The organism is Natrinema sp. SYSU A 869 (genome assembly GCF_019879105.1).
Lineage (GTDB): Archaea > Halobacteriota > Halobacteria > Halobacteriales > Natrialbaceae > Natrinema.
This window is the reverse complement of the sequence record NZ_CP082249.1, coordinates 3,246,832-3,272,319: the sequence shown is the minus strand read 5'-3', so window position 1 is coordinate 3,272,319 and position 25,488 is coordinate 3,246,832. Positions and strand designations below refer to the sequence as shown.

The following is a 25,488-nucleotide window of genomic DNA, read 5'->3' as shown; positions in this document are numbered from 1 at the left end:
CATGACCGGTGGACCGGCGGACGTGTCGGGCTGGCCGGAATGGGAGTCGTTCGTCCATCGTCACGGCTACCTGTCGTGGCTCGACCTTGAGGTCAAACACCTCGAGGACGGCCGAGCGGTCCTCGAGATCGAACGGAACGAGGACTTCGAGAACCCCATCGGTACCGACGGGCCGGACCCGGTCCACGGTGGTATCGTCGCGACCCTGATCGACACCGCGAGCGCGTTCGCCTTGCGGAGCACGTTTGAAGACCCCAGCGAGGCCCACCTGACGACGACGGATCTCAACGTCTCGTACCTGCGGCCGGCAACCGGTGACCTGCGCGCCGAAGCGGAAGTGCTCCGGGCCGGCGGCTCGACCGGCGTTACCAACGTGACCGTCAAGGGTACCGACGGCGAAGCCGCCGTCGGCCGCACCACCTACCGACTGTTCCGCGACGGACTCGGTGGTAAGTGATCATGTCGCTCCGATTTGGCGACCTCAAGGTTGGCCACGGAGTGGTCACCCACTCGCGGACGATCACCGAGGCCGACGTGCGGAACTTCGCGGGGTCAGTAGCGATTTCAACCCGCTGCACCTGAGCGAGGAACACACCGCAGCGACCGACTTCGGCGAGCCGATCGCACATGGGGCCTTGCTGTTCGCGGTAATCTCTGGCCTGCTCTGGCAGTACCGCCACGAGCGACCGGACGTGGTCGCGTTCTACGGCGTCGACGCGTTGCGCGTTACAGAACCCGTGACGATGGGGACATCAGTCCACGCCGAGTCCGAACTGGTCGAGAAGAAGCCGGAAGACCATCCGGTCGGGAACGGCGTCGTCCGCTACGAAACGCGGCTCGTGACCGACGACGCGGTCGCGCTCTCGTGTGAGATGCTTACCTCGTCGAATAAAACACCCTAGCGGGCAATCACCGCTCGTTGTGTTCTTCGCCGAGTTCCTCGAAGATCCGCGGATCGGTCTGGAACTTGAGGACGTTGTGGACAGCCGAATTTCGAATGTTCGAGATGACTTCCCCGTAGTCCCGATAGCAATCGTGGATCCACTGGGAAATCTCTTGACGGTCGCGGAACATCATCACCGTCTTCCACTGATACTCCCCGTCCGAGAGGAAGAAAAACAGGGTGTGTTTGTCCGCCTTGACGTGCTCCATCGCGTCGCGCCAGTTGTCGGCGAAGTGTTCAGGATTGAACTTGAACTCGAATAGCGCGAAGATGTAATACTCCTCGTTCGGAATGATCGCCTCGCGGAAGACACCCTCGTCGCGCATCCGCCGAATCGACTCGCTGACGGTGACGTGGGAGACGTCGATCCCGTACTCGGACTCGAGGACCTGCGTGAGCTCCCGCGATGACAACTGCGGATCGTTCGATAGCTCGCTGAGGATCGCGATGTCGCGATCCTTGAACTCCCAGTCCGGTGATTCGTCGCTCATACTATCGTGATACTCATATCCGACATGATGTTACGCTTGCGCTCCGGCAAGGAACTCACAAAGGCGGTCAGCATACGCCTCCGACCGGTCCTCGGGAACCCAGTGATAGGCCTCCGACAGCGGCGCGAGTTCGGCGTCCGAGATGTCCGTAGCCAGTTGCTCGGCGTAGTCGTAGGGCTGCATCACGTCGTCTTCGCCCCACAACAGCAGCGTCTCGGCAGTGATCGCGCCGTAGTCGATCTCGGTCGTGTGGTTCGTGTTCGTCGAGACGGCGTTACGAACGAGCGAGACGTGGCCCTCGTCGGTCAACCACGGCGCTTTCATGCCCGCGACGAACTCGGGGTCGGCCTCGCCGTAGGCACCCTCAACGAACGCCGACTCGAGCCGTCCCTCGAGTTCCTCGCGCGCCAATTTGGCTGTCGATGGCAGTCCCAAATTCGAGACGAACTCGACCGGCCAAGAGTCATAACAGACGGCGTTTGAGAGGATGAGTTGGTCGACCACATCAGGGTGATGTGCGGCAAAGCGCAGCGCAACGCCGCCGCCGATGTCGTGGGCGACGAGCGCGATTTCCTCGATGTCGAGGTCGTCGAGCAGGGCTTCGAGGGCCTCCTCCTGGACGCGGATCGAGCGGTTGAAATCGTCACTCATCGCGGAGTTGCCGTAGCCGACCATATCAGGGGCGATCGTCCGACGGTCGTCGGCGACCGCCGGGACGATGTCACGCCAGAGGAACGACCAGGTCGGAATGCCGTGGACGAAGACGACCGGCGGCTCTTCGCTTTCTTCAGGGCCGTCCTCGTGATAAGCGACCTCGAGATCATGGCCGTCGACCGATACCGTCGTCGTCGACTGTTGCTCGCTCCAAGTCTCGTCGTCGCTCATTTAGCTCCCTCGGTCGCACCGATACCCGTCTTTCGACGGGTCACGTCGATGTGCTGTCGGAACGTGCGATGACGGATGGTCCGCGTGAATATTTCTCGAATCACCATTGATCACACACCGCTATTTCACTTTCCAACATAAAGTCAGTTTGGGAGAGGGCTACCGATGTTAACCATCGCATCTGATAGATTTATAACTAGTATGACGCGACCGTAACGGCCGATCGATGATCGGGCAACGAGTGAATCGGGTGGCCGGCCGCGATCCGATGCACTATTCGTCTTCCGAAGTCGCTGTCAACCCTGCCAGCGACTCATCGCCGATCTCGTCGAGCACGCGCTCGTGGAACGATTGGAGAGCCGCGCTCTCGTCTTCCGCGAGGACGACGTCGCTGGCCGACAGCGTCGCAAGGCCGAAAGCCCGCGGCGTCGGTGAATCGAGTAGCTGCCGCGAGACAGTAAGCTCCCCGGCATCGATCGCGCCGACGATGTCCTCGATCTCGTCGACGTTCAGTTTGTCCTCGAGAATTTCGCGGTAGGTCTCCTCGATCACCGCGAACTCCTCGAGATCATCCGCGAAGCCCAGCAGCATCTCGCTCGAGACCTGCTGTTCGCTCGCGGACTTCTCGTAGCCCTTGTAGCGTTTGAGAATCATCAGCGAGCGGGTTGCGTTGATCCGGAAGTATCGCTGGAGCAGGTCCGTTTCGGAGAGCGACGCCCGGAGGTCATCGCGTACCTGCTCGGCCTCGAGGTCGGCGATGATCCCGTCGATGTCGACTTTCCGGTTCAGCGGCATCGAGAGGACGAAGCCGTTGTCCGCGACGGCGACGCGGACGTTCGCAGTCGCTTCCTGTGCACAGCGGTAGGCCAGCAGCCGCGAGAGGCCGTCGTTGACCTTGCGGCCGTACGCCGAGTGGACGTAATAGTGACGTTCGTACTCCTCACGATCCCGGACGACCTCGATGGCGAGGCGGTCGGGCGTGCTCACGCTTTCCGTGCCGGCGTACCGACACTGGTGGTCGAACAGGCGGGCGATGGCCCGCACGCTGTTATCGTCGAGCGGGAACTCTCGGAGCCACGCGCGGACCCGCGGCGGCCCGCCGGCCTCGTAGCGTGCGAGGAGTTCCCCCTGAAACGCGAGGATCTCGCGGCCTAGGTCGTACGAGAGCGGCAGCCGCTCGGAGTACCACGACGGGACGGTCGGCCGGGCGCTCGTGCGGTCGACGTAGACCTTCGAGCCCCGCCGGTAACAGTACTCGAAGTGATCGCCCCCGAGGACAAAGACGTCGCCCTTCTCTAAGGTGTCGAGATAGGATTCGTCCAACTGGCCGACCCACTCGTCGCCCGCACGCGTGGAGACGTCACACGTAAAGGAGTCCGGAATCGTCCCAATGTTGGTCATGTAGATGACCCGCGCGAGTCGACCTCGTTTCCCGATCAGCAGTTCGCCGACAGGGAACGTCTCGTGGTGGTGCTCTCCGTCGGGCGGGTCGTTCTCGTCGCGCCAGACCTTCGCGTAGACGTTTTTCTCCTCTAACCCAGAGTACTCGGCAGTGAGATACCGCATGAGCGACTCGTACTCGTTCTCGCTGTAGTTCCGATAGGGGTAGGCTCGACGGAGGGTCTCCGTCAGTTCGGCTTCGGGCCGGATTTCGGCAATCGCCATCCCGTAGACGTGCTGGGCGGCCACATCCTGGGCGTTCTCCGGGATCGACACCGAGTCGACGAACCCCTCCGTGGCCTTTGTGAGCATGACTGCACACTCGAGGAGCTCGTCCCGGTCGAGAGCGATCACGCGCCCGGTGACAGTCTGGCCGACGCGGTGGCCCGCACGGCCGATCCGCTGGAGCAGGGACGCGACGGACTTTGGCGAGCCGACCTGAACGACCAGGTCGATGTGGGGCATGTCGATGCCCAACTCGAGGCTCGTCGAGGTGGTGACCACGTCGAGGTCGCCGGCTTTCAGCCGCCCTTCGATGTCCTGACGGACGTCCTTCGAGAGGCTGCCGTGGTGACAGCCGGAGTTTTCCTCGTTGTAGGCGTCGAAGCGTTCCCGGAGATTGTGGAGGACTCGCTCGGCCCCGGAGCGCGTGTTCGTGAACACCAGCGTGTTCGTATGGTCCTGAATGTGGTCGTGGAGCATCCGGTAGAATCGGTCCTGGACGACCTCGCGAGGCGTGTTGATCAGGTCGTCGGTCGGACACTCGAGTTCCATGTCGAACTCGCGGGCGAAGCGGGCGTCGACGATCTCGTAGTCGCGGGGGTCACCGCCCGGTTCCGCACGACCCACGAGGAACTCCGCCACCTGGGAGAGGGGTTCGATCGTCGCTGAACAGCCGATTCGTGTGATGTCCCCCTCGGCCATCGCCTCGAGTCGCTCGAGGCTGACCGAGAGGTGGGTGCCCCGCTTGCCCGCCGCAAGTGAGTGAATCTCGTCGACGATGACGTACTCGACGGTACGGAGCTTCTCGCGAAACTTTGGCGAGTTTAGCAGGATCGCGAGAGTCTCGGGCGTCGTATTGAGAATGTGGGGCGTCTCCTCGAGCATCTGCTGGCGGTCGCTCGAGGAGGTGTCACCGTGGCGGATCGCGTGGCGAATCTCGCCCGTTGACTCCTCGCCGTCGCGTTCGGCGACGATGTCTTCGATCCCCTCGAGTGGCACCTCGAGATTGCGGTGAATGTCGTTCGCGAGGGACTTGAGCGGCGAGACGTAGAGACAGTAGACCGAGTTCTCGAGACCGCCGGGAGATTCCGTCTCTTGAGCAGACGGGCGCTGTCCGTCGATGTCGTCCGAGTCGCGAGCCCGTTCGTACAGCGAATTGATGATCGAGAGGAACGACGACATCGTCTTTCCGGACCCCGTCGGTGCACAGACCAGCGTGTTCGTCCCGTCGTGGATCTTCGGGATCGCACCACGCTGTGGCGGCGTGAAGAAGCCGTCGTTCTCGGGAACGAACTCGCCGAACTCCTCGAGCCACCACTCCTGTACCGCTGGCTCGAGCAACTCGAACACGTCGCCGTCCTCGATCGTCGCGTCGGCCGGATCAAAGGGGAGGGAGTCGTCGCCGACCGGCAACTCGAGGCACTCGTTCCCGTCCATTATCGTCGTTTCGGGGGCCGGTGTGTAAGAGGGTTTGGACAGCGGGGTGAAAGTGAAGCCCGCGGTCGACGGCCGAATCGGCACCTAATTGCTCCGTGCACTCTCGCGGACGTGTCAGTCGACATCTACTGATGACCACAATACAGTTATTCCGTCGTTCCTGACATTCAGGAAATGCTATCGTCGCGGGTCCTCGGTATCCCCGTCCTCGTTCTCGTCGTCGGGCTCCTCACAGTGGGGATCATCGGAGGAACGACGGTCGTCGATCCTGACGGGGACGGTGTCTCGCCAGTGGTCGAACTTCGCGACGGGACCGCGGTCTTCGACCCCGATACGGACGGTGACGGACTCGACGACGGTATAGAACCGCGATTCGGAACCGACCCGACCGTCGCCGATACCGATGGTGACGGGCTCGCGGACGGCGAGGAGGTCCGCGATCACGGAACGGACCCGCTCGAGGCGGATACGGACGGTGACGGTCTCGACGACGGCACGGAAGTACGCGAGTACGACACCGATCCGAACGAGACAGACACGGACGGCGATGGACTCGCGGACGACGAGGAAGTGTTCGAGTCCGACACTGATCCGACCGTCTCGGACTTGGACGACGACGAACTCTCGGATTTCGAGGAACTCGAGGAGTACGGAACGGACCCGCTCGAGGCGGACACAGACGGAGACGGCCTCGATGACGGTCCGGAAGTCCACGAGTACGAGAGTGACCCGAACGTGTCCGATACGGACGGTGACAGTCTCGACGATGGTCTGGAAGTCCACGAGCACGGAACCGATCCGACGGAGTCAGACACCGACGACGACGGGCTCCCGGATGGCGTGGAGATCCACCGGCAGGATCTGTATCCCGATGCCGACTCGCTCAGGACGGATATCTACGTCGAAATCGATACCATGGAGGGAGTCGAACTCGAGCGAAGCGAAGCCGAGCGGATCGTCGCCGAATTCGACGCGGCCCCGCTTGACAATCCCGACGGATCGACCGGTGGCGACCTCCACATGCGCTTCAACGAGACGATCCCGCGGGAGTCGTCGACCGATACCGGCGATTTGAACGGGTACCGCTCCCGCTATTTCGATCGGGACGGAACGGGGTATCACTATCTGGTTATCGTCGAAGCCATCGACGGCGAGCAAAGTACCGGAAACGTCGTCGGCAAAGCCGGGCTCGGCACGATGATGGTCGAAGCACAGTCGGGTCGCGACGAGACGGGGTCAACCGTAATGCACGAACTGGGCCACTCGCTCGGCCTCTCGAATACCAACTTCGAGGGAATCGACACCGACCAGTACAGCTTCGCCAGCTACACGAGCGTGATGAACTACAATTCACCGCCCGACTACTACGGGTTTTCCGCAGGCGGCCTCTTCAACGAGTTCGACGACTGGGGGTACATCGACGATCACATGTTTACGCCTGCGACACCGTTCGTTACCGTAGACGGGTGACTCGTACCCATATTCGGTCACCGACAGCGAAGTGGAGCCCCGCTGAGAATCCATCGCTGGTTCTCGAGCGGTCCCAAACGGACCAAACGACACGTGACTGCCACAGCGGGCCGCGTATCCGTCGGCCGAGCGGTATCCGTGACCGGCCGGTAACTCTTCGATTTCCCTCTCCACGCGCGAATCAAGCGCTGTACTGAGTGACAGTAGCCACTAGCCGTCAGTGAACACCCGACTACATGACGGCCGAAAATACGGTGTCTCACGATAACGCGTGCAAAACCATCCCGGTCAGGACTGGCTAGTTGGCGTCATTCGGCCGTAGTCGAACTGCTGGAATCCGTGGTCGTCGCCGTTATCTCGATCTTCCCCGAATCATCGATGCAGACGTGCGTTCCACGATACGTGAACTCGACGCTCACGTTCGAGTCGTCCGTCGAACGAAACAGCATGTTGAGCGCGTCTGTATCGACCACCTCGTGTAGCGGCGGTTCGAGATCAACCGGTTCGACGCCTTCGTGTGCCGCCACCCCCTGTACAACCCTGATACTGATTGGAACTGACCTTGACATATATCAATCGCCAACGACGCCCTAAATAACTCCCTCGATACTTTGCTGACGGATGGCGGACGTGCGTCAGACGATTACGGCCACTGGGAGTCAGTAGTCGATTCAAGTCAACGGAAGTCGACTCGATCGCGGTTCAAATCCAGAACACGTTTATTAATGTTTTGTATACTAGATACCAGCCTGAGATCGGCTGCGATCGCGATTGATGGCCGCGCAGCCGTAGGCTGTCAGAGGCACTCCACCCACCATAGACGGCGAACCACCGGTAGCGACACCGATCGCTCGAGACTGCCCGCGAACTGTCTTTTGGGAATACCAGCACCAGCGTGCTGGCCCGTCTCGAGGTTCGAGATCCGATGTCCGATAGCAGCGATGCCGCGGTACAGTCGTCGACTACGTGACGGCGATCGATGAACAGCGCTTCCCAGACACGCCCTGGACTGTTTTACGGACTGATGATGACACAGTGGTATGGCCGAAACAGTCACCGCAACCGGTGAAAATATAGTAGCTACTGAAACGATTTACACGCTGATCGCACAGTTGTCATGCGATTAGGTATGCAATGACTTTCAGTGGCTACTATAGCCGGACTCGAGGACGCCGGGGAATTTCACACTCAGCGCAATACACTGTTCACGTACATCCACGTCTCGGACTCGGTCACCCTCGTTATCGGGCCATTGAAGCGAATTTTGACGGCCACGAGCGCGTCTGGGTATTCCATACCCGATACAAGTGCCGAGACGCCCAGCCACAGGATCACTGCGGAATGCGTTCCCACTGCCGACGTTCGCGACGGTCTCTGCGAGGATGACTACGCCACACTGGTCGATACCACGACGGCCGAGACGCTGTTCGACTGAACTCCCGAGTGAGGCTGGCGGCAACTGGCCTGATACTCCGTATCGACCGTCCGATAGTGGGTCGATCACGTTGGCAGCGTCGGGGGCACCCCATCAAGCCACGGACGGATGCGGCCGCGGGGAGATCCAGTGCCGAGGCGATCGTACTTGAGTCCTTTACTGGGACAGCTCGCGTCGGTCATAACCCGTCAGTAGTCTTCGACCGCATTTCACGCGTCACTATACGCCGGTGGATCGTCGGCTCTTGCGAGCGCGCTCGGAGATGAACGTGTCGTGGGTATGCAGATAATAGAGTTTACTCGAGATGGCACATTCCTATCATTTTCTGCATGAATCTGGTGATCGCATGACTGCGTGGCTTCAAGGGGATGCTGGAACCCCGATAGCACCCTCTGATTCTCACTTCTGAAAGTCTTTCATCGTTCACAGAATTTCACTATCCCTTACCTATATATACAACTGACCGCTTCGGTGCTATTAGCATCGGTGACGACGCACGAGAAAGCGGGGACGCGAGGTTGGTTCCAATCCCTTTGGTCCGCACGCCTTGCTTTGCTGAGGCGGGAGATAAGCTTTCTCACCGTTCATAGCCGATGGATAACAAACATGGATTTGAAACCGTACCAAAACAAACTGGTTGGAAGCGATAGTGAACGAGCAGTATCACCCGTCATCGGAGTCATTCTGATGGTGGCAATTACTGTCATCCTCGCAGCTGTGATTGCCGCCTTCGTGCTCGACATGGGCAACATGAGCGAGTCCGCCAATGCTGGTGTTGACTTCGGCGAAAGTGGAGACGAGGTTTCGGTACAAGTGATCGATGAGGGAACACTGATTCGATCTACGTCGAGGTCGAGAATGATAGCACCACCACATACATCAATGCAAGTAACGGAGACACGAAGGATCCGTGGACTGTCGGGGACTCTGGCACATTGCATAGTAATAGTAGCGGCCTTGGCACTGGGGATTACAGTGGTACTTCCCTGAGTGGAAATCTTAGTAGTATTACCGTCTACGGCGAAGTTGGCGGTGAAGAACAAGTTGTTGCAAGTTGGGATGCTTAATTTCCAATAACTTCTAAAATGGATCTTAAGCAAGTCAAATCGAAGTTGGTCGGAGCGGAAAATGAGAGAGCAGTATCACCTGTCATCGGAGTGATACTAATGGTGGCAATTACTGTCATCCTCGCGGCCGTGATCGCCGCCTTCGTGCTCGACATGGGCAACATGAGCGAGTCTGCCAACGCAGGTGTCGACTTCAATGAAAATGGCGAATACGTTACTGTACAGGTGATTGATGCGGGTAATACCGACTCGATCTACGTTGAAGCGGAGAATGGCAGCGTTTCAGACTATATCCAACCAAACGCAACGCCAGTGGATGTGTCTGATAACTCTGATCCGTGGACTGTCGGCGATTCGCTCACAATCAACAGTAATAGCATCGCTGATTCGGAAGACGATCTTAACGGAACAGAGTATGATGGTACTCCCCCTGGTGAGATCGACGAGGGCGATATCGTTGACAAAATCACTGTCTACGGCGAGGTCGGCAACGAACTGCAGGTCATCGCGACCTGGGAAGCCTAACTAACCGCGTTCAGCCGTTTATTTTTATTTGCGCTGCCAGAACACTGGCGAGATCAATCCAGTCCCCGAGTCTATCGCGAAAAATTGCTAGTCACCAATTGTTGGAAGCATAATGCAGTGAATCCAATCGGTAGCTGTTTAGATACGCTCATTTCCCTCGGCTTTCAACGGATGTCCGGTATCGGTGCCCTATTACTGAAGTGTTCGATATTTTTTGGATTGGCTCAGGATCGATCTCACCGCGAGCATCGTCAATGGTCTCCTTCGATTCAAGAAAGTGCGTCAACGCTGCATCAATCACGACGGACATCGGTGGGTCGTCGTACTCGTCTTCGGCTATGACCGCGTTCGCGCGGTCGAGTTTGCATTGCGTTCGTGAATGAATTTCAGATTGGTTCGCTTGGTTATGGTTTCAGGGACGGTATGAACCGGGGGTGATTCACGTCACTCGAAAGTGAACAACGGTCGGTCCCTTATGAACGGGAGGCGCAGTGGACGTGATCACGGTGGAACCGACTGGACTGTCCTCAATTCTATGCACATCATGACCCGTCGCCGATGGAGGAGTGTAAGCATCGAGGTCTCCGCGTATGTAGTCTCGAGTATCCAAGGGTCCGACTCGAGGATCGGGTTCCAGCGGTCTCGCTCAGTTGATCCCGTTGACGAGCTCGAGCGTCGGGGTTCGGCTCCGGGATCTTGGTCCATCGCCTCGAGAGTCGCGCGCTTGACGCGCGTCCGCCCACAGCCCACGCAGACAGCGTCGACGGGGATGCCAAACTGACCCGCTACCGGACTCGCTAATTCAGCCTCGAGGTCACGGTCGTCGCGCTCGGCATCGACGCTCATCGTGATCCCTCCGCGGTCACCGACGGATCGACGCCCGCGGGATCGATCACGTGCGACCACGCGAGTTTCGCGACCTCCTGTTCCGAGCGCGAGCCGCCGACCTCGTACCACCGACCGGCGAGCAACTCGTCGATGAGCGTCGCCGGCACGATCGCGCGGGCGACCTGCGGCAACCCCGGCCGTGGGAGATACACCACGAACAGGTACATCCCGCCCGCCTCGAGCAGTTGCTCGTGAGCCGCTCGTTTGACGTAGAACCGCCCGCGAGTCGACCGACTGCCGTTGCTCGTTTCGATCTGGCAGCCTTTGATCTCGACTGGAACCGCCGGCTCGGCGAGCACGATTCCGTAGAACGGCAGCGACCGACTCGCCTCGAGGACAGTTGTCGTCCGGGCGTCGTGCCACGTGGCAGTGTGATCGCTGACGTACTCGAGTTCGTCGACGGTCTGGACGATTTCGGCCTCGATGGCGTCGCCGCTGGCCTTCGAACTCTCGAGTTCCGACGCTCGAGAACTCATAACGGCCCCTCCCGCGCGTTCCGAACGGCGCGCGTACAGTCGGGACAGAGCCGGCGAAGTGCGTCGACGCAATCACCGCACCGCTCGCACTCGTCGGATTCGATGAGCCGGCTCATCGCGAACCACCATCTGTTCGGTCAGTGCCTGACTGAAGTGAATGGCAACTGGCTTCGAGTACAGGCGTAGATTTTTCCCAACATTTACGGCATCTAATTAGAGAACGCTCACTATGTCCTCCGAGAAAGATTCCGAAATAGGGGAGACAACCTTTGGAATAATTGCCATTTTCACGACTATTGGAGTCGTTGGCGTCGCCATGACGAACGAGGGAGGGACCTTCGTGACATGGTTCTGGATGGGGATCGGATTGGCCGCAACATGTCTCCTTTATAGACTGGTCATTATTGCGGAACGGATTCTCGATACCACTTAATCGTTCAGTCTCGCTCGAGGACCGGCCACCGTTGGCCCGCACTTCCTGATCCTTGAGGGCGCGACGAACGTCCTCATCGGTTGCTTGATGGGCCGGATGGGCGATGGGCGTCCGACTCTTGACATCGTACAGGTGACTCGCAGGAACGAACCCGTCACGCATCGGCCTCACCTCCGTGACGGCCGGGCGACGTTTCCGGATCGGGGATCGATACATCGACGCCAGCAGCGGAGCCGCGGCTCAGTCGAGCGTAGGTATCGCAGTCGCCACACCGATGGGCACGATCGCCGTCGTCACCGAAGACACGGCGGAACCGGTCGGTGACGTGGGCTCCACAATGCTTGCACGTCGAGCGGTCGACTGACGGCCACGGAGCGACCGTCACGCTGACCACCTCCCGGTAGTCTGTCGACTACGTGGTAATATACCGAAACCGAGAATTGATTTTTCGGCCGTCTCAGGGGTACGAGCCGCTAAGAGTTGAACACTTAGAGAATTTCGAGTGGGACCGCCGAGAATTGAACTCGGGTCCTACGGACCCCATCCGCAGAGGATACCACTACCCCACGGTCCCACACGTGAACCGATGGCCGTCTGCCGCTTAAGGGTGTCGTTTCGCGGCCGGTGCGTCACCGGGTTTCGCACCCCGGCGATCAATATCGCTCAGACGAGAACGCGCTCGAGATCCACCACAACACCGCTGTCGGCGCCGACGCTGCCGACCAACTCCCCGAGACACACCGCCGCATCGTTGGGCGTGTAACAGGCGACCAGTGACCCCTGATCGATCCCGTCGTCGGCCTCGAGCACGCCCGGTGCGTAGATTGGCGCGCCCTCGGCGACCTCGCGGGCCGCGTTCTCGGCGATAGTGACGCCCGGAATCCCCTCGAGAATCCGTTCGGCGGGATCGACGACATCGTACAGTGGTTCGGGGTTGCCGTCCTCGAGCCAGAAGCCGAGCACATCGAGGAAGTCGTGGGCGCTGTAGAGCGTGCGGTCGTCGAACGGATCCGTCGCAGTGCGGCGCAGGTGACCCATGTGCCCGCCAGTGCCGAGCGCCAGTCCGAGGTCGTGGCACAGTTTGCGGACGTAGGTCCCGCTCTCGCAACGGATCCGCAAGAGGAGCCGTCGGTCTTCAACCTCGAGTACCTCGAGATCGTAGAGTTCGCGCACGCGCAGGCGACGCGAGACCGCGCTCTTTCGCGGGGGTTTCTGGTAGATCGGCCCTTCGAACTCGGCGACGACCGATTCGGTGTCGGTAGGGACCGGCGCGTGACACTCGAGGACTGCAACGTACTCCTTGCCGCCCTCGAGGAAGACCTGTGCGAGCCGGGTCGCGTCGCCGAGCATGACCGGGAGACAGCCGGTCACTTTTGGATCGAGCGTGCCCGCGTGGGCGGCGCGGTCGATCGTCGACTCGACGCCGCGCTCGGCCAACGTCTCGACGACGGCGTCTCGCAGCCAGCCGCTGACCTGATGGGACGATGGGCCGGGCGGCTTGTCGAGATTGACGACACCGAAGGTGAGTAACTCGGCGGGCGAACGATCCGCCGGTGGGCCACGAAGACTCATCAGAATTCAGTCTCGAGCTCGACGAGTGCCTTTCCTTCGTCGCCGTCAGGCGCATAGCGCTCGACGGCGGTAACGAGCATGTCGAGGACAGCGTCGGGGTCCCAGCGGGCCGTGTTCACCGAGAGATCGTAGATTGTGAGGTCCCGAATGTCGATCCCGTAGTACTCATCATACCGCTGGGCCTCGCTGGCCTCGCGGGCTTTCGTCTCTTCGGTCGCACGCGCGGAATCCTTATCCTCGCGGTCGGCGATGCGCTCACCCCGAACTCGTGCCGGCGCGTCCAGCCAGAAGCGGAAATCCGCTTGCTCGCCGGCCAGCCAGCCCGCGAGCCTGGACTCGAGGACCAGATCGTCTTCCTCGACAGCGATTTCGCGGAGCCGTCGATCGAGGTCGCGGTCGATCTCGTCGTTCTCCTCGGCGAGTTTGTTGAACTCGAGAGGGGTGTAGCCGCGTTCGTCGGCCAATTCCCGAAAAATGTCACCGCCGCTGACGTGGTCGAGATCAAAGGCATCGGCAAGTAACTCGGCAGTCGTGCTCTTCCCGCTACCTGGCGGGCCGGAGACGGTGAGTAACATACTCCCTCTGCGAGGGGGCAGGTAAAATGGGTTTTGAATCAGGGAGCGCGGGCGACACCCGGGTCTGGGAGGACAACCGGTCCGCGAACCGAGAGAGATCGGCGGCGACTGAGGTGATCAGGCGCTCGAGGGCGACATGTCGATGTTCAGCGACTTGCGCAACAGCTGGGAGAAGCCCATCGAGCACAGGAAGTACCAGACAATCCAGGCCTGCATCGGACCGAGTACTCCCTCCTGCCACTCGATCTCACCGACGAGAGGCATGACGACGGTCTGCTCTGCAGCGCCGATACTGCCCGTTCGGATCGTCCAGTACATCCAGAGGAACAGCGGGATCGTCAACAGCATGATCCAGACCATTGGGCGGAACTGCTCTTTGAACATGCCGAGGTTGTCCGCCATGGCCTCCATCTGTTCCTCACGGGCGCGTTCGATCTCGTTCTCAAGGCGTTCGATTTCCGCCTCGCTTGCGCCGCGTTCCTCGGCGTCTTTCTTTTCCTGACGGAGCTCCTTTTGCTCCTCTTGGACGGCCTGCATCCGTTCTTGGTACTTGCCCATGACCTCCGTGTTCATCAGGTTCGCCTGGAGCAGCGACGAGTAGAGGCCGGTGATCAGTGCAACCGAGAGGATCACGGCGTAGAACGGCAGTGCCGCATCGAGCGGACCGAGGACGGCGTTAACCGTACTGCCGACAACATTCTGAATCGAATCGAACCAGTAGCCGGGCATCAACAGGAGCGCGCCAACGCCGGCGAGCTTGTCCCATTGCGACCAGCTCGATTCATCCTCGTCGATGTCGACGTCGGCACCGGCACCGCCGTCACCATCACCGTCGAGGACCCGATCGAAGGCCTCACGATCGGCGATTTCGAACCCCTGGTCGCCGTCGACTAACACTCCTTTCTCGATCAGTCGCCCCCACTGGCCGCTCGTCAGGTCGTCGCTGACGTCGGCCCACTGGATCTCGCCGCCGTTTCTATCGGCTTCCTCGCGGATCGCCTCAAGGGCGGCCGCCATCGAGGAGTCCTCGCGGACGAGGGCGTCGATCTTCTCGGCTGTACGCGTCATCTGCTTGTCCTAGGCGTCGTCCGGTATACAAGTGTTTTTCTTCGGTAGTCAGAGTGACCTCGGAACGTCGCTCAGTGACATGTCGTTTAATGGACCGAAAGTTAGGTCGCTGTCGTCACGACGGAACCGCCTATCGCACGCAATGACGAGCAAGTACGTAATATTCTCTGTTACTCTATAGATATGAACTGTTTGATCGGTCGAACGGTTTATCATACGGAATTCCGAAGTACCAGTCGATATAAATGGGTCCACGACGCGATAGCGGAGCAGTTATTCCGTCGAAAAGGGGAGTAAATCCGTCGAAAAGGGGAGTAACTGCAGTAATCGGCCTTGTTCTATTGATCGGAATGGTCGCGGCTGTCAGCGTCGGTATCCTTCTCGTCGCGGGGGACACGATGACCAGTACGGAACAGCAATTGGAGAACGAGCAAGTCGAAGGGGGATTCGTCGAATTGAGTCAACAGATGCGGACGGCATCAACAAACAACGATATCTCACGGTCGATGGATCTCGCCGTCGGTCAAAACGGTGCAGTCGTAACGACCGATTCCGGAAATTTTCAGATAGAAGGTGGGGATGTTGATACGAATATCTCGATTGGAGCGATCGAATACGAAGGAGACGACGGGACTAGAATCGCGTATCAGGCAGGCGGCGTCTTCAGAGAGACAGGGCAGGAAACCCGGATCGTGTCTGCACCCCCGATCAGTTACGATCCTGAAAGGGAGTCCCTCACATTCCCAATAGTTAACGTGCGAAACGAGACGCAGCTCAGTTCCGGTGACGTGTACGTTGATCATCACGAGACGAATTCTCTTCAGAACGCAACGCTCATCGAAAACGATTCCGTGACGATTACAGTCACGAGCAAGTACTATCGTGGGTGGGAACAATACTTTGAACAGCAGGGCGGTCCGACAGCAGTACAAAATGTCGAAACGTTCCCGAACAACGAAACCGGGATCGTAACGGCCGAATTCGGCTATCGAGAAATCTCGGACGCATTCACAACTGGTGCGCTCTACGCGATTGACTACGAAAGCGGTGGAAACCCTGGTACTGACGATATCGTCGAAAAAGCGGCGTTCCCGTCATTAACTGAAGAAGTCGAACGAGTAATAAACGAGACGGAATCGCCGAACAGCGAGTATCAGGACGAGCCAATTGTGCGTCTCGGCTCGGTTGACTCCACTGAGCCGCTCGACGAGGGAGTCTACTTTGCTGATGAGGTTACGGAAAGTGGTCATCTCGATGTCGATCTCTCCGACGGCAACGCGACAGTCGTGGTCAACGGCAGCATCTATGCAGACGGTGAGACGATAACGGTGAACGACTATGAGGATGGAAATCAGCTGAGTGTCTATATGAGTGGGGACTACAATGCCAAAAACGGCGGCAATACTTGCGTTGACACGACAGGTTCTGATTGTTACACTAATAATGACGGGACCGTAATACAGCTAGTTACAGAAGAGGATTCGAAGATAGACTTCGGTCCGGGTGGTGAGTCCAGATTCGAAGGCGTACTCTATGCAGGGGGCTACAAGGCGAACTGGGAGAAGCGACACGGCTGTGAGAAACAGGTCTGTATTCACTCGAACCCTAACATCTATGGATCGATTGTCTCGTCATCGGTCGACATTCAAGGTGGCAGTGGTATCGACTTCGAGTACGATGAGGATCTCAAAGATGCCGACATGAGTATCTACCCAGATCCGAGTATCCTCCCACCCCAACTCACCTATCTCAATGTCGCCGAACACAAAGTCGACGTCAAAAACAACTGAAACGGATTAGGACGCGTCTTCGATCGTTTCCTTCACGTCTTCCCACACGTCATCCGGAGCCTGCTCCCCGTCGACGCGCTCGAGCACACCTTCCTCCTCGTAATACTCGATGACGGGCTCGGTATTCTCCTGAAATACCGACAGTCGCTCTTTGACCGTCTCTTCGGTGTCGTCGTCCCGCTGGACCAGTCGTTCCTCGACCTCGGGGTCCTCGGGCGGGTTGTACTCGACGTGATAGATATCGCCGGTGTCCGGATCCATCCGTCGGCCCGTCAGCCGGTGGACGAGTTCTTCCTCGCCAACATCGAGGTAGAGGACGACGTCGAGGTCGGTCATGTCCTCGAGTTCCTCGGCCTGCTCTAGGTTCCGCGGGTAGCCGTCGAGGACAAAGCCGTCGGCCTGACTGAGTGCCTCGTCGACGATGGCGTTGACGACCTCGTCAGGGACGAGTTCGCCCTGGTCCATATACTCGCCCGGCGTATCGTACTTGGTGTCCATCTCGGAGATGTCCATCTCCTTGTTGTTCCGGAGCGCATCGCCAGTGGTGATGTGGTCGACGTCGAACTCCTCGGTGATCTTTGCACTCTGAGTCCCCTTCCCTGCCCCGGGCGCACCCAGGATCAGGATTCGTGGCTGTGCCATACGCCACCGTTCAGGGGCAGCACATAAAGGCTTAAAGAATCGGGCACGTTCATCCGACTATGACTCGATTCGACGCCGCCGAACCCGCCGAGCGACGGAAACTCTACGTCGACGCTATCACCGCCCATCGCGAGCGCGGGAGCGGATTTCTGACCCTTGAAGCCGACGAGGGAACCCTCGAGACGAACGGTGAGACGGCAACCGAACGCGAGTCCGACAGCGAATCGGACGATGGGTCCACCGAACCGAGCGTTCCGTGGGTTCAGTTCGGCGACGGAACGATCAACCTCGACTGTACCGACGACGAGTTAGACGAACTGAAAGCCGTCCTCGAAGAGTTCCCGGCGTTCAAAATCGACGACTTGATTCGACCCGAGGACGCGGAGGGTGTAAACGTCCGGATCAGCGCGAAGGCCGACCAGAATCGGATCTCCCAGTTCGTCGACGACATGTTCCTCGAGGTGTACGACCTGCCGGCGGCGTTTCGCGTCTGGATCGTCGACATTTGAACGATAGTCCGACTGAAACGGGTGCAACACCGATTGCACAGTCGTCGTCTGATCAGGAACACTAACGTCAGTGGCTACGAGTGACAGCGGCCGACCGCATGGCCCGCTCTCGAGCGAGACTGATCGAAGCTTACGAGAGCAAACCAGACATCTCGTCCGGGATTGAGACGAATATGTTCGGTGAAATACTCGTTTATCGAGCAGACATGTATCGTCTGATACAATACACGGACCCAACAGCGATAGAAAAAAGAGTATCGGGCCCAACGAGACAGTGATGGACCGACGAGACGGAAATCGATCGATCCGAGAATCGAGACAGGGATCTGACGCCCCGGCGACCGATAGACGGCGTCAGTCGGGCGGTTTCCAAATAGATAAGTGCCCCCAGCAATCAATCTCGGACATATAACCGGAGTTCAAAAGAGGTGAACACAATCATCAACCTACTGACGACCCCGATGCAGGGAACACGTGTCGACGTGTTCGAGCGGATCTTCCTGGTCTTCCTCGGACTCGGTGCGCTCGTCGGAATCGTCGTGATCGCGTATACCTTGTACAACGCGTACAAGTACCGTGATACCGGCGAGGCCGCTGAGGATGAAGATCTGCCATCTGTCGGGGAGTTACCGACAGGCGGAAAGGGCGGTAAGAAACTATTCCTCTCGTTCGGCATCAGCGCCGTCATCGTCATCTCGCTGGTGATCTGGACGTACGGGATGCTCCTGTACGTCGAGGATCCCGGCGACGGCGGCGACAGCGCGCAGGAAGAAGCGCTCAATGTCGAAGTGACCGGCGATAGCTTCGCTTGGTTCTTCGAGTACGACAACGGTATCGAATCGACGGCTACCCTCCGCGTCCCCGCCGGTGAGCAGATCTGGATACAGTCGACGTCAGGCGACGTCTGGCACGCGTTCGGCATACCTGAGCAACGAGTGAAAGCCGACGCGATTCCGGGCGAGTACGACGAAACCTGGTTCGAGACTGATGAATCCGAAGCCGGCCAACAACAGGAGATCAAGTGCTTCGAACTCTGTGGCGAGTTCCATACCTCGATGACCGGGACGCTCCAGGTCATGGACCCCGACGAGTTCGACCAGTGGATGGACGATCAGCTGACGATGGAGTTCACGATCGAGGACCAAAACGAGTCCCGCGTGACCGAGGGCTACGAGCTCACTCTCGAGAGTCAGGAATCCGACTTCGAGGAGAGCTACACGGCCGACGAGTTCGAGAACGGCTCCATTGAAATCACCGATATCGAGCAGGGTGGCCAATACAACGTGACGATCGAACCGACCGACGGTCAGTTCGAACCGGTCGAAGACCAGTTCGACATGACCGGGCCGGTCAGCGAAACCTACCAGCTCGAGATGAACGCAACGGAAAGTACTGCCAATGAAAGCGAAACGAACGACGGAGGTGGGGCCTGATGAGTGACCTTCCGCCGATGCGGTCGGTCAAGCGCTGGTTGGTCACGACCAATCACAAGGACGTCGGCATTCTCTATATATCGACGGCGCTGTTCTTCCTCGTCTTCGGCGGCGTCCTCGCACTGCTGTTCCGCGCCCACCTGTGGGAAGCCGGCGGCACGGGACTGCTCACGAACGACCAGTACTACCAGTCCGTCTCCGCTCACGGGCTCATAATGGTGTTCTGGTTCCTGTCACCGGTCGCAAGTGGATTTGCAAATTATTTCGTGCCGCTCCAAATCGGCGCGAAGGACCTCGCGTTCCCCCGCCTGAACGCCCTGAGTTACTGGTTCTATCTGTTCTCGGGGATTCTGCTGGGGATCTCGTTCTTCCAAGGCGGCTCGTTCTCCGGCGGTTGGACGATGTACGCCCCGCTGAACGTGCCGACATATACGGGTGCGATGCAGGCGATGACTGGCGGAAACGCGACAATTCTCGCACTGACCCTGTTCGTCGTCTCGATCACGATCGGGTCGGTGAACTTCCTCGTGACCATGCATCGGTCCCGCGCCGAAGGCCTCGGCCTGTGGAACATGCCGATGTTCTCCTGGTCGTGGCTGCTCACCGTCTGGATGATGCTATTCGCGTTCGCGGCGCTGCTGGCAGCGCTCCTGTTGCTGTCGGTCGACCGCCTGTTCCTCACACAGTACTTCGCGACTGACCAGGGCTCGAGCCTGCTATGGGCGCACATCTTCTGGTTCTTCGGCCATCCGGAGGTGTACATCGTCTTCTTCCCCGCGCTCGGGATCATGTTCGAAATCTTCCAGACGTTTACCGGGCGACGACTCGTTGGCCGCAAGTGGGTCATCATTGCGATGGTCCTCGTCGCGGTACAGTCGTTCCTCGTCTGGATGCATCACATGTTCCTGTCGACGATCAACCTCCCGATCAAGACGCTGTTCATGGCGACGACGATCGGTATTTCGCTCCCCTTCGACCTGATGGTCTTCTCGCTGATCTACACGATGGTCAAAGGGCGCGTTCGCTTTACGACGCCGTTCCTGTTCTCGCTGGGTGCGCTCGTGTTGTTCATCCTCGGCGGGATCACCGGCGTCTTCCTCGGTGCCGTCGTCCTCGACTACGAGTTCCGCGGGACCTACTGGGTCGTCGCTCACTTCCACTACGTGATGGTCTCCGGCGTCACCGCGCTGTTCGGTGGCCTCTACTACTGGTGGCCCAAGATTACCGGGAAGATGTACTCCGAGCTACTCGGGAAGCTCAGCTTCGCGGTCTACTTCCTCGGCTTCAACCTGCTGTACTTCCCGATGTTCCTCGCGTGGGAGACGCCGCGTCGTGTCTTCCACTTCAGTACGGAGCTCACGCTCTACCACCGGATGGCGACCGTCGGGGCGTTCGTCCTCGGAACGGGGGTCCTGCTCACGTTCATCACGCTCGGCAAGAGTCTCGTCTCCGGTCCGGACGCGCCAGACAACCCGTGGACGTACTCGCGGACCGCCGAGTGGGCAATTCCCTCGCCGCCGCCGCTCGAGAACTGGCCCGACCGACCCAGCTACGCCAGCGGCAAGCTCAAGTTTGTCGATGACGCCGCGGCCGCGACTGACGGCGGTGTCGCACAGGAAGCGTCCGGTGCGACGGCCGCGAGCCACGAAGAGGAACACGCCGACCACGCCAGCATCTGGCCGCTCGGCATCGGTGCCGCGACCTTCACGTTCTTCCTCGGACTCAGCGGTATCACGCCGTACGTCTTCTCGTTTGTCGAGTCTCACATCCACAGCGACGTCGGTAGCTTCGTGACCCTGGACTCAGCACCCGCACAGAACGTCATCTACCCGGTCCTCGTGGTACTCGGACTGGGGATGCTCGCGGTCACGCTGTTCCAGTTCGGTCGCGAGCAGTTCGACGCACCCGAGATGGCTGTCGCCGAACGCTGGCCGTTCGGCGGCATCAGCAACGAGAAGATGGGCGTCTGGGTCTTCCTGGCCTCAGACGTCGTCGTCTTCGGTGCTGCAATCGGCGCGTACGTGTTCATGCGCATCCACATGGGATGGGGCAACTGGCACCTCGATTCGATCACCATGGCCGGCCTGTTCAACACGTACGTCCTGCTGACCTCGAGTTTCACGGTCATCCTCGCACACGTGATGGCCGAACGCGAGAACAAGAAGGGGCTGCTCGGCGCACTGAGCGTGACGGTCCTACTCGGACTCGTGTTCATGGGCGTCAAGGCCTTCGAGTACAGCAGCAAGTTCGCCGACGGTCACTACTGGTTCAGCGGGATTGAGTACTCGATTTACTTCGTGACCACCGGCCTGCACGCGCTGCACGTCTTCCTCGGGCTGTTGATCGCGCTGTTCATGATCTACCGCGTTGTCTCGATCGACGCCTACCTCGAGGACCACATGCCGGTGGAGTTCTTCGGGCTCTACTGGCACTTCGTCGACATCGTGTGGGTCTTCCTGTTCCCACTGTTCTACCTCATGTAGCGGCCGTCGCTACACGGGATTCCGTTTTTGTTCGGTTTTACGCTGATCCCTACCGATAGCAGCGGGTAGCGGACCGATGCCGGTTCCGTTCGACCGACAACGATGATGGCCACTGTCCCGTACTGCGACGGGGCGACACGAGTTTGACAACTGCGACCGATCGATCGTCCTATCATGGCCACGCAGTGACGACGGCAGAACTGCTCGAGCCGGAACGGTCGAGGAACACCGCACCGAAGCCCGTCTTTCCCCCGCACAGACTCGAGGAGCGGCTCCTACGTCGAGTCGGCGTGGGTCTCGAGCTGGCGCTCCGTTGCGGTCTCGTCCGCACTCGCGGGAACGCTCGCTTCCTCGAGCCGAACCACGACCTCGACGGTCGTCCCGATCGTTGGAAAGTCGTCGACGACGATCGAGTCGGCGGCTTCCGTCGTAGCGTCGCCGATACCTGTACCGAGCGCGGGTGGGGCGAAAATAGACACGAGCAGGAGACAGGCGACGACTCCGACGACGAGGGTAGGTACTGTTCCGAGACGGCTTGACGCTATGATACGCTCACTGTGAGTCGTGAAATAAAGAGGTCCTAGAGCGGACTATGTTGGAGAACGGATAGTCGGCCGTGATTGGCCGTTCCTAGCCGTCGGGAGCGTTACGTAAGACAGCCTTAGCCTGCCCAGACTAGCGCGTAAATGAACGTAAACAGGAAGTAGACGAGAAACACAGAGATGGCCGCCTTGAAGTGGAACGTGAACAGGTCGTACTCCTCGTCGTCGCGTTCCTCGTCGAAGGCCTCGCGCTCGGCGTCGGAACACTCTTCGGCGTGATCGACACCGATGTGGAACGTCACGTATCGCTCGGCTTGGAACGGCCGGCCACAGTACGGACAGGTCGCAGCGGGCGTCTCGTCCGCGGGCACGTCGTACTCACGTTTGAGCGCTCGATCGGTCGCCATTCGGTCGACCGTTGTGGTGGCGCGAGGAAGTGTTTGCCGGTTCAGGCCGCAAGCGATGATCGAGGTCCCGTCAGCTCGGGACGTAGGGCGGGCTCATCGTCCCCTGCGAGACGAGATAGAGGCTTACCATGGTAAAGAAGACCATGACGATAATGAGTGGATACTGGCTCCTGATTGCCTGGAGTTTGCCGGGGAACAGGTCAAAGGAAACGGTGTGGGCGACCCACACCGCAAGGACGTGACCCAGCAGGATGCCGGCGATCTCGACGTAGCCGAACCAGCCCGGCAGCGCGTATCGAGTCGGGTTCGGTGGGGGGTTCAACGGCATCGCCAGGGCATCGAGTAATGACGGCCACAGCGATATCCCGAACCCGACGTAGTGTGCAAGGTGATAGCCGGCGGCGATGGCGAGCAGCGGCGCAGCGAGTCTGTACCCGAGGTACTGACGGGAGAGGTACGTCTCGGCTCGCTCACGGGTCCGATCGATGGCGACCCAGTACACCTTCCAGAACAGAGCGAAGCCACCCACGAGTAAGAGGAGATAGACTAACACCGGCGGGAATCCGATTCTGACCAGCGCTTCGATGGTCCAGACGCCCGCCGGCGTGACGATGAACCCGCTGTAGGTCAGTTCCCAGACCAGCGCGAGCACGAACGCCACGAGCGACGTGTCGGTAATCAGATCCGGCTCGCTCAACCGCGAGCCGGGATATCGGAGCTCCAACCCGTCGTCGGTTCGCTGGATCGGTGCGACGGCTCCGTAGAGTCGGAACCACAGCGAGAGGGGATCCCCGCGTCGGAACCACGTCTCCGGTGAAAACACGACCGCACTCGAGATCGTAAACAGCGAGTACATCACGAGCACGGATAACAGCGCGCGCGGCGACGACGTCAGGGGTGCGACCACCTCGAGCCAGACGAAGGTCAACAGCGCGACGACAGCGGGCCAGGAGCCGTACGAGGACGGATAGGACTCGTAGCCGTTGGGTAGTGCCTCGGCGATCCGTCGCCAAGGGTTGAGTGCCGGCCACGGGTTTCCGACTGTATATGCGACAATCGTCAGCAACGCGCGCCCACCGGCGAACGTCACCAAGACAGCCGCGCTGATCAGTCCAATGTTCGGCCCGCCGATACCGGCCGCAAAGACGAGTGCGAGTCCGAGGAGCCCGATCACGCCAAACAGGAGCGATCCCGCGGTCAGCAGCCGGTCGAGGGTCGGCTCGAACGCGTGGTCGTGATAGGAACCGATCATATCGCGGTCGGTGACGAGCATCGTCAGCAGGGCCGAGGCACCGACTGCGCCGCCGCCCGTCGCGAGATAGAGCCACGTCGGGACGCTCACGTCACCGCCGCCGCCAGTGAGGCCGGCAGCGACGTTACTCGCGGTGACGACGCCGGCACCCGCCATGAGGGAGACGAGGATGAATCCGAGGACGATACCGGTTCGGCGAGCGAGAGCCGACCGTTTACTCATTGACGCCGATTCGTACTGGCGACCCATCTACGTATCGCTTCCACACCGGTTCCTGTCGGACGTTCGTATGAGGAAGGTATAAGTATCCGTCACCCACATTCCCCACTAATGGCGAGTATACGGACGTACACCCTCATTTACGTGGCATTGATACTGCTAGCAACAGGGAAGTTCGTCTTCTTCCACTTCCCCGAGATATTCAACTATCAACTGGCAGTGGGTGGTACGATGATCCTGGCGGTGATCAAGGTATCGCTGATCGCCGGCTACTTCCAACACCTGAAAGACGAACCACGGTCGATCACCTATCTGATGCTCACTGCGGTATTTATGGTGTTCCTGCTGACCCTCGCCGCGGGGTACTCGATCCAGTAATCTGCCTCGAGAATTCGACCCTCTCGCAGATCAAATATACACGTTTCTCGCCGTCTTCCGGCACCCCACAGCGTCAGCTCTCTCAGCGATCCGCTGACCCCGATCATTCGCCGCGTCGTTCAGTCTTCGCCAAACGGTCGTCCCCACTATAGCGAGCGAAAGCGACCGCCGATCGGCTGCTCATTACACTCCGCTGAGGACGATATGCCGTCTATACGCACGTAGTGACCGACCGTCGGCTCATCGAACGAGCGCCCGTGAACCGTTCCTTGAGGACCTGTTGCTGTCAAGCGTGACCGTCACTCCGCCGGTGTCAGCGTCGTACGTCGTGGCCCGAACCGAGACGGTATCCTCGTGGTGTTCGCTGTCCGATTACTACCCTCCCAGTTCAGCGCTGTCGTCAGTGCTGCTGAACAGGTGGTCTTGGAGACGTTTCCGTACGCCTTCTGCAGTCCGTACGGATCCCTATGTACGAGCGATTCGGTCGACCGATCAACTGGACCCGAGACGGACGCCTCGTAAACTCGTTCGACTGATGGATCGACGTGCGCTTTTCGGTACTGGTTGTTTTAAACGGAGTTCGTTCACAGGACGGTCACCCTCTGCATCGGAGTCGGAAGGTCTACGGCCAGCGATTTCGGTTACGAAATCAGGCTGACAGTTCGAACGTATTCCGGTCAGGTGGATCCACATATCATCGTGGATCGCAATCGATGATGCAGCAGCTTCCGGATACGATGAACAGAAAGAAAACGAGAACGAGTCGTTATTCGCTGCCGAACATCTGACAGATTGCTGTGCCACCTCCGCGATACGGGCGCTACGGCTACCCGTGTTCGTCCCCTTCGTCAACTGTTTCGTCGGGTGGTAATCGGTCAATTTCAATTCGGAACTCCTCAAGCGACC

26 protein-coding genes and 1 tRNA gene are annotated in these 25,488 nt (G+C 59.5%); 12 read left to right on the top strand and 15 right to left on the bottom strand.

The genetic code is table 11. From position 1 onward, the window contains the following. The first annotated feature begins 1 nt into the window (after position 1). Positions 2 to 457 carry a PaaI family thioesterase gene (locus K6I40_RS24430; protein ID WP_222917702.1) on the top strand — a complete coding sequence of 152 codons (456 nt, stop codon included), beginning with the start codon at positions 2 to 4 and terminating at the stop codon, positions 455 to 457. Continuing rightward, positions 447 to 902 (top strand): MaoC/PaaZ C-terminal domain-containing protein, encoded by a 456-nt coding sequence (locus K6I40_RS24425; RefSeq protein ID WP_255681851.1) that lies wholly within the window; start codon positions 447 to 449, stop codon positions 900 to 902. Before K6I40_RS24430 ends, K6I40_RS24425 begins: the two co-directional genes overlap by 11 nt. Positions 903 to 909: 7 nt before the next feature. On the opposite strand, the gene K6I40_RS24420 is transcribed toward K6I40_RS24425, so the two are convergent. The 3 genes from K6I40_RS24420 to K6I40_RS24410 all read right to left on the bottom strand — a co-directional run bounded on the left by K6I40_RS24420 (position 910) and on the right by K6I40_RS24410 (position 5,418). Further along, positions 910 to 1,434, bottom strand: a complete 525-nt coding sequence (locus K6I40_RS24420; protein WP_222917700.1) for a winged helix-turn-helix domain-containing protein — start codon at positions 1,432 to 1,434, stop codon at positions 910 to 912. A gap of 30 nt (positions 1,435 to 1,464) precedes the next feature. Further along, positions 1,465 to 2,319 (bottom strand): alpha/beta hydrolase, encoded by an 855-nt coding sequence (locus K6I40_RS24415; protein ID WP_222917698.1) that lies wholly within the window; start codon positions 2,317 to 2,319, stop codon positions 1,465 to 1,467. A gap of 273 nt (positions 2,320 to 2,592) precedes the next feature. After that, positions 2,593 to 5,418 (bottom strand): ATP-dependent helicase, encoded by a 2,826-nt coding sequence (locus K6I40_RS24410; protein WP_222917695.1) that lies wholly within the window; start codon positions 5,416 to 5,418, stop codon positions 2,593 to 2,595. 174 nt (positions 5,419 to 5,592) lie between these two features. Here K6I40_RS24410 and K6I40_RS24405 point away from each other — a divergent pair, with 174 nt between their 5' ends. Continuing rightward, complete coding sequence (locus tag K6I40_RS24405) at positions 5,593 to 6,888, top strand: hypothetical protein (protein WP_222917693.1); 1,296 nt, start codon at positions 5,593 to 5,595, stop codon at positions 6,886 to 6,888. A gap of 308 nt (positions 6,889 to 7,196) precedes the next feature. On the opposite strand, the gene K6I40_RS24400 is transcribed toward K6I40_RS24405, so the two are convergent. Then, positions 7,197 to 7,457, bottom strand: coding sequence for a HalOD1 output domain-containing protein (locus tag K6I40_RS24400; RefSeq protein ID WP_222917691.1), 261 nt, complete (start codon positions 7,455 to 7,457; stop codon positions 7,197 to 7,199). A 575-nt stretch (positions 7,458 to 8,032) separates the two neighbouring features. Between K6I40_RS24400 and K6I40_RS24395 the strand changes: the two genes are divergently transcribed. The 3 genes from K6I40_RS24395 to K6I40_RS24385 all read left to right on the top strand — a co-directional run bounded on the left by K6I40_RS24395 (position 8,033) and on the right by K6I40_RS24385 (position 9,915). Continuing rightward, complete coding sequence (locus tag K6I40_RS24395; protein WP_222917690.1) at positions 8,033 to 8,323, top strand: hypothetical protein; 291 nt, start codon at positions 8,033 to 8,035, stop codon at positions 8,321 to 8,323. Between the two features lie 606 nt (positions 8,324 to 8,929). After that, the gene (locus K6I40_RS24390; protein WP_222917688.1) at positions 8,930 to 9,313 is read left to right on the top strand and encodes a type IV pilin N-terminal domain-containing protein; all 384 of its coding nucleotides are present in this window, start codon (positions 8,930 to 8,932) and stop codon (positions 9,311 to 9,313) included. A 95-nt stretch (positions 9,314 to 9,408) separates the two neighbouring features. Continuing rightward, positions 9,409 to 9,915 carry a type IV pilin N-terminal domain-containing protein gene (locus K6I40_RS24385; RefSeq protein ID WP_222917686.1) on the top strand — a complete coding sequence of 169 codons (507 nt, stop codon included), beginning with the start codon at positions 9,409 to 9,411 and terminating at the stop codon, positions 9,913 to 9,915. A gap of 501 nt (positions 9,916 to 10,416) precedes the next feature. On the opposite strand, the gene K6I40_RS24380 is transcribed toward K6I40_RS24385, so the two are convergent. Both K6I40_RS24380 and K6I40_RS24375 read right to left on the bottom strand, forming a co-directional pair. After that, a complete protein-coding gene (locus tag K6I40_RS24380) occupies positions 10,417 to 10,761 on the bottom strand; it encodes a hypothetical protein (RefSeq protein WP_222920479.1) in 345 nt (114 codons plus the stop codon). Then, on the bottom strand, positions 10,758 to 11,279 hold the full coding sequence (locus K6I40_RS24375; protein WP_222917684.1) for a hypothetical protein: 522 nt from the start codon (positions 11,277 to 11,279) through the stop codon (positions 10,758 to 10,760). Before K6I40_RS24375 ends, K6I40_RS24380 begins: the two co-directional genes overlap by 4 nt. Before the next feature lie 229 nt (positions 11,280 to 11,508). Here K6I40_RS24375 and K6I40_RS24370 point away from each other — a divergent pair, with 229 nt between their 5' ends. Continuing rightward, positions 11,509 to 11,712, top strand: coding sequence for an Mn2+/Fe2+ transporter (locus tag K6I40_RS24370; protein WP_222917682.1), 204 nt, complete (start codon positions 11,509 to 11,511; stop codon positions 11,710 to 11,712). 154 nt (positions 11,713 to 11,866) lie between these two features. Here the strand turns inward: K6I40_RS24370 and K6I40_RS24365 are convergent, their stop codons facing one another. The 5 genes from K6I40_RS24365 to K6I40_RS24345 all read right to left on the bottom strand — a co-directional run bounded on the left by K6I40_RS24365 (position 11,867) and on the right by K6I40_RS24345 (position 14,927). Further along, positions 11,867 to 12,106, bottom strand: a complete 240-nt coding sequence (locus tag K6I40_RS24365; protein ID WP_222917680.1) for a hypothetical protein — start codon at positions 12,104 to 12,106, stop codon at positions 11,867 to 11,869. 109 nt (positions 12,107 to 12,215) lie between these two features. After that, positions 12,216 to 12,286: transfer RNA gene (locus K6I40_RS24360), tRNA-Pro, on the bottom strand. Positions 12,287 to 12,375: 89 nt separating this feature from the next. Next, positions 12,376 to 13,284: an RNA-guided pseudouridylation complex pseudouridine synthase subunit Cbf5 gene (locus tag K6I40_RS24355; protein ID WP_222917678.1), complete on the bottom strand. Its 909-nt coding sequence runs from the start codon at positions 13,282 to 13,284 to the stop codon at positions 12,376 to 12,378. Then, complete coding sequence (cmk, locus tag K6I40_RS24350; protein ID WP_222917676.1) at positions 13,284 to 13,859, bottom strand: (d)CMP kinase; 576 nt, start codon at positions 13,857 to 13,859, stop codon at positions 13,284 to 13,286. Before cmk ends, K6I40_RS24355 begins: the two co-directional genes overlap by 1 nt. Positions 13,860 to 13,976: 117 nt before the next feature. Beyond that, positions 13,977 to 14,927 carry a DUF106 domain-containing protein gene (locus K6I40_RS24345; protein WP_222917674.1) on the bottom strand — a complete coding sequence of 317 codons (951 nt, stop codon included), beginning with the start codon at positions 14,925 to 14,927 and terminating at the stop codon, positions 13,977 to 13,979. A gap of 245 nt (positions 14,928 to 15,172) precedes the next feature. On the opposite strand from K6I40_RS24345, the gene K6I40_RS24340 reads away from it, so the two are divergent. Further along, positions 15,173 to 16,717 (top strand): hypothetical protein, encoded by a 1,545-nt coding sequence (locus tag K6I40_RS24340; protein WP_222917672.1) that lies wholly within the window; start codon positions 15,173 to 15,175, stop codon positions 16,715 to 16,717. Positions 16,718 to 16,723: 6 nt separating this feature from the next. Here the strand turns inward: K6I40_RS24340 and K6I40_RS24335 are convergent, their stop codons facing one another. Then, a complete protein-coding gene (locus K6I40_RS24335) occupies positions 16,724 to 17,359 on the bottom strand; it encodes an adenylate kinase (RefSeq protein WP_222917670.1) in 636 nt (211 codons plus the stop codon). 59 nt (positions 17,360 to 17,418) lie between these two features. On the opposite strand from K6I40_RS24335, the gene K6I40_RS24330 reads away from it, so the two are divergent. From K6I40_RS24330 to K6I40_RS24320, 3 genes are all read left to right on the top strand, one after another. Then, positions 17,419 to 17,868 carry a hypothetical protein gene (locus tag K6I40_RS24330; protein ID WP_222917668.1) on the top strand — a complete coding sequence of 150 codons (450 nt, stop codon included), beginning with the start codon at positions 17,419 to 17,421 and terminating at the stop codon, positions 17,866 to 17,868. Positions 17,869 to 18,329: 461 nt separating this feature from the next. Further along, positions 18,330 to 19,301 (top strand): cytochrome c oxidase subunit II, encoded by a 972-nt coding sequence (coxB, locus tag K6I40_RS24325; protein ID WP_222920449.1) that lies wholly within the window; start codon positions 18,330 to 18,332, stop codon positions 19,299 to 19,301. Beyond that, positions 19,301 to 21,784 carry a cbb3-type cytochrome c oxidase subunit I gene (locus K6I40_RS24320; RefSeq protein WP_222917666.1) on the top strand — a complete coding sequence of 828 codons (2,484 nt, stop codon included), beginning with the start codon at positions 19,301 to 19,303 and terminating at the stop codon, positions 21,782 to 21,784. The genes coxB and K6I40_RS24320 overlap by 1 nt, the downstream gene beginning before the upstream one ends. A 275-nt stretch (positions 21,785 to 22,059) precedes the next feature. Here K6I40_RS24320 and K6I40_RS24315 read toward each other — a convergent pair whose 3' ends face one another. From K6I40_RS24315 to K6I40_RS24305, 3 genes are all read right to left on the bottom strand, one after another. Next, on the bottom strand, positions 22,060 to 22,263 hold the full coding sequence (locus tag K6I40_RS24315) for a hypothetical protein (RefSeq protein WP_222917664.1): 204 nt from the start codon (positions 22,261 to 22,263) through the stop codon (positions 22,060 to 22,062). A gap of 182 nt (positions 22,264 to 22,445) precedes the next feature. Further along, on the bottom strand, positions 22,446 to 22,733 hold the full coding sequence (locus K6I40_RS24310; protein WP_222917662.1) for a hypothetical protein: 288 nt from the start codon (positions 22,731 to 22,733) through the stop codon (positions 22,446 to 22,448). Positions 22,734 to 22,803: 70 nt separating this feature from the next. Beyond that, positions 22,804 to 24,234, bottom strand: a complete 1,431-nt coding sequence (locus tag K6I40_RS24305) for a hypothetical protein (protein ID WP_222917660.1) — start codon at positions 24,232 to 24,234, stop codon at positions 22,804 to 22,806. Between the two features lie 81 nt (positions 24,235 to 24,315). On the opposite strand from K6I40_RS24305, the gene K6I40_RS24300 reads away from it, so the two are divergent. After that, the gene (locus K6I40_RS24300; RefSeq protein WP_222917658.1) at positions 24,316 to 24,582 is read left to right on the top strand and encodes a cytochrome C oxidase subunit IV family protein; all 267 of its coding nucleotides are present in this window, start codon (positions 24,316 to 24,318) and stop codon (positions 24,580 to 24,582) included. The last annotated feature ends 906 nt before the right edge of the window (positions 24,583 to 25,488 follow it).

What these genes read in the sequence shown, in the direction of transcription:
- K6I40_RS24390 (WP_222917688.1), top strand. Translation starts at nt 8,930, where the DNA reads ATGGATTTGAAACCGTACCAAAACAAACTGGTTGGAAGCGATAGTGAA.
- K6I40_RS24380 (WP_222920479.1), bottom strand. Translation starts at nt 10,761, where the DNA reads ATGAGCGTCGATGCCGAGCGCGACGACCGTGACCTCGAGGCTGAATTA.
- K6I40_RS24415 (WP_222917698.1), bottom strand. Translation starts at nt 2,319, where the DNA reads ATGAGCGACGACGAGACTTGGAGCGAGCAACAGTCGACGACGACGGTA.
- K6I40_RS24420 (WP_222917700.1), bottom strand. Translation starts at nt 1,434, where the DNA reads ATGAGCGACGAATCACCGGACTGGGAGTTCAAGGATCGCGACATCGCG.
- K6I40_RS24345 (WP_222917674.1), bottom strand. Translation starts at nt 14,927, where the DNA reads ATGACGCGTACAGCCGAGAAGATCGACGCCCTCGTCCGCGAGGACTCC.
- K6I40_RS24310 (WP_222917662.1), bottom strand. Translation starts at nt 22,733, where the DNA reads ATGGCGACCGATCGAGCGCTCAAACGTGAGTACGACGTGCCCGCGGAC.
- coxB (WP_222920449.1), top strand. Translation starts at nt 18,330, where the DNA reads ATGCAGGGAACACGTGTCGACGTGTTCGAGCGGATCTTCCTGGTCTTC.
- K6I40_RS24320 (WP_222917666.1), top strand. Translation starts at nt 19,301, where the DNA reads ATGAGTGACCTTCCGCCGATGCGGTCGGTCAAGCGCTGGTTGGTCACG.
- K6I40_RS24385 (WP_222917686.1), top strand. Translation starts at nt 9,409, where the DNA reads ATGGATCTTAAGCAAGTCAAATCGAAGTTGGTCGGAGCGGAAAATGAG.
- K6I40_RS24375 (WP_222917684.1), bottom strand. Translation starts at nt 11,279, where the DNA reads ATGAGTTCTCGAGCGTCGGAACTCGAGAGTTCGAAGGCCAGCGGCGAC.
- K6I40_RS24300 (WP_222917658.1), top strand. Translation starts at nt 24,316, where the DNA reads ATGGCGAGTATACGGACGTACACCCTCATTTACGTGGCATTGATACTG.
- K6I40_RS24370 (WP_222917682.1), top strand. Translation starts at nt 11,509, where the DNA reads ATGTCCTCCGAGAAAGATTCCGAAATAGGGGAGACAACCTTTGGAATA.
- K6I40_RS24430 (WP_222917702.1), top strand. Translation starts at nt 2, where the DNA reads ATGACCGGTGGACCGGCGGACGTGTCGGGCTGGCCGGAATGGGAGTCG.
- K6I40_RS24355 (WP_222917678.1), bottom strand. Translation starts at nt 13,284, where the DNA reads ATGAGTCTTCGTGGCCCACCGGCGGATCGTTCGCCCGCCGAGTTACTC.
- K6I40_RS24305 (WP_222917660.1), bottom strand. Translation starts at nt 24,234, where the DNA reads ATGGGTCGCCAGTACGAATCGGCGTCAATGAGTAAACGGTCGGCTCTC.
- K6I40_RS24410 (WP_222917695.1), bottom strand. Translation starts at nt 5,418, where the DNA reads ATGGACGGGAACGAGTGCCTCGAGTTGCCGGTCGGCGACGACTCCCTC.
- K6I40_RS24335 (WP_222917670.1), bottom strand. Translation starts at nt 17,359, where the DNA reads ATGGCACAGCCACGAATCCTGATCCTGGGTGCGCCCGGGGCAGGGAAG.
- K6I40_RS24340 (WP_222917672.1), top strand. Translation starts at nt 15,173, where the DNA reads ATGGGTCCACGACGCGATAGCGGAGCAGTTATTCCGTCGAAAAGGGGA.
- K6I40_RS24405 (WP_222917693.1), top strand. Translation starts at nt 5,593, where the DNA reads ATGCTATCGTCGCGGGTCCTCGGTATCCCCGTCCTCGTTCTCGTCGTC.
- cmk (WP_222917676.1), bottom strand. Translation starts at nt 13,859, where the DNA reads ATGTTACTCACCGTCTCCGGCCCGCCAGGTAGCGGGAAGAGCACGACT.
- K6I40_RS24330 (WP_222917668.1), top strand. Translation starts at nt 17,419, where the DNA reads ATGACTCGATTCGACGCCGCCGAACCCGCCGAGCGACGGAAACTCTAC.
- K6I40_RS24400 (WP_222917691.1), bottom strand. Translation starts at nt 7,457, where the DNA reads ATGTCAAGGTCAGTTCCAATCAGTATCAGGGTTGTACAGGGGGTGGCG.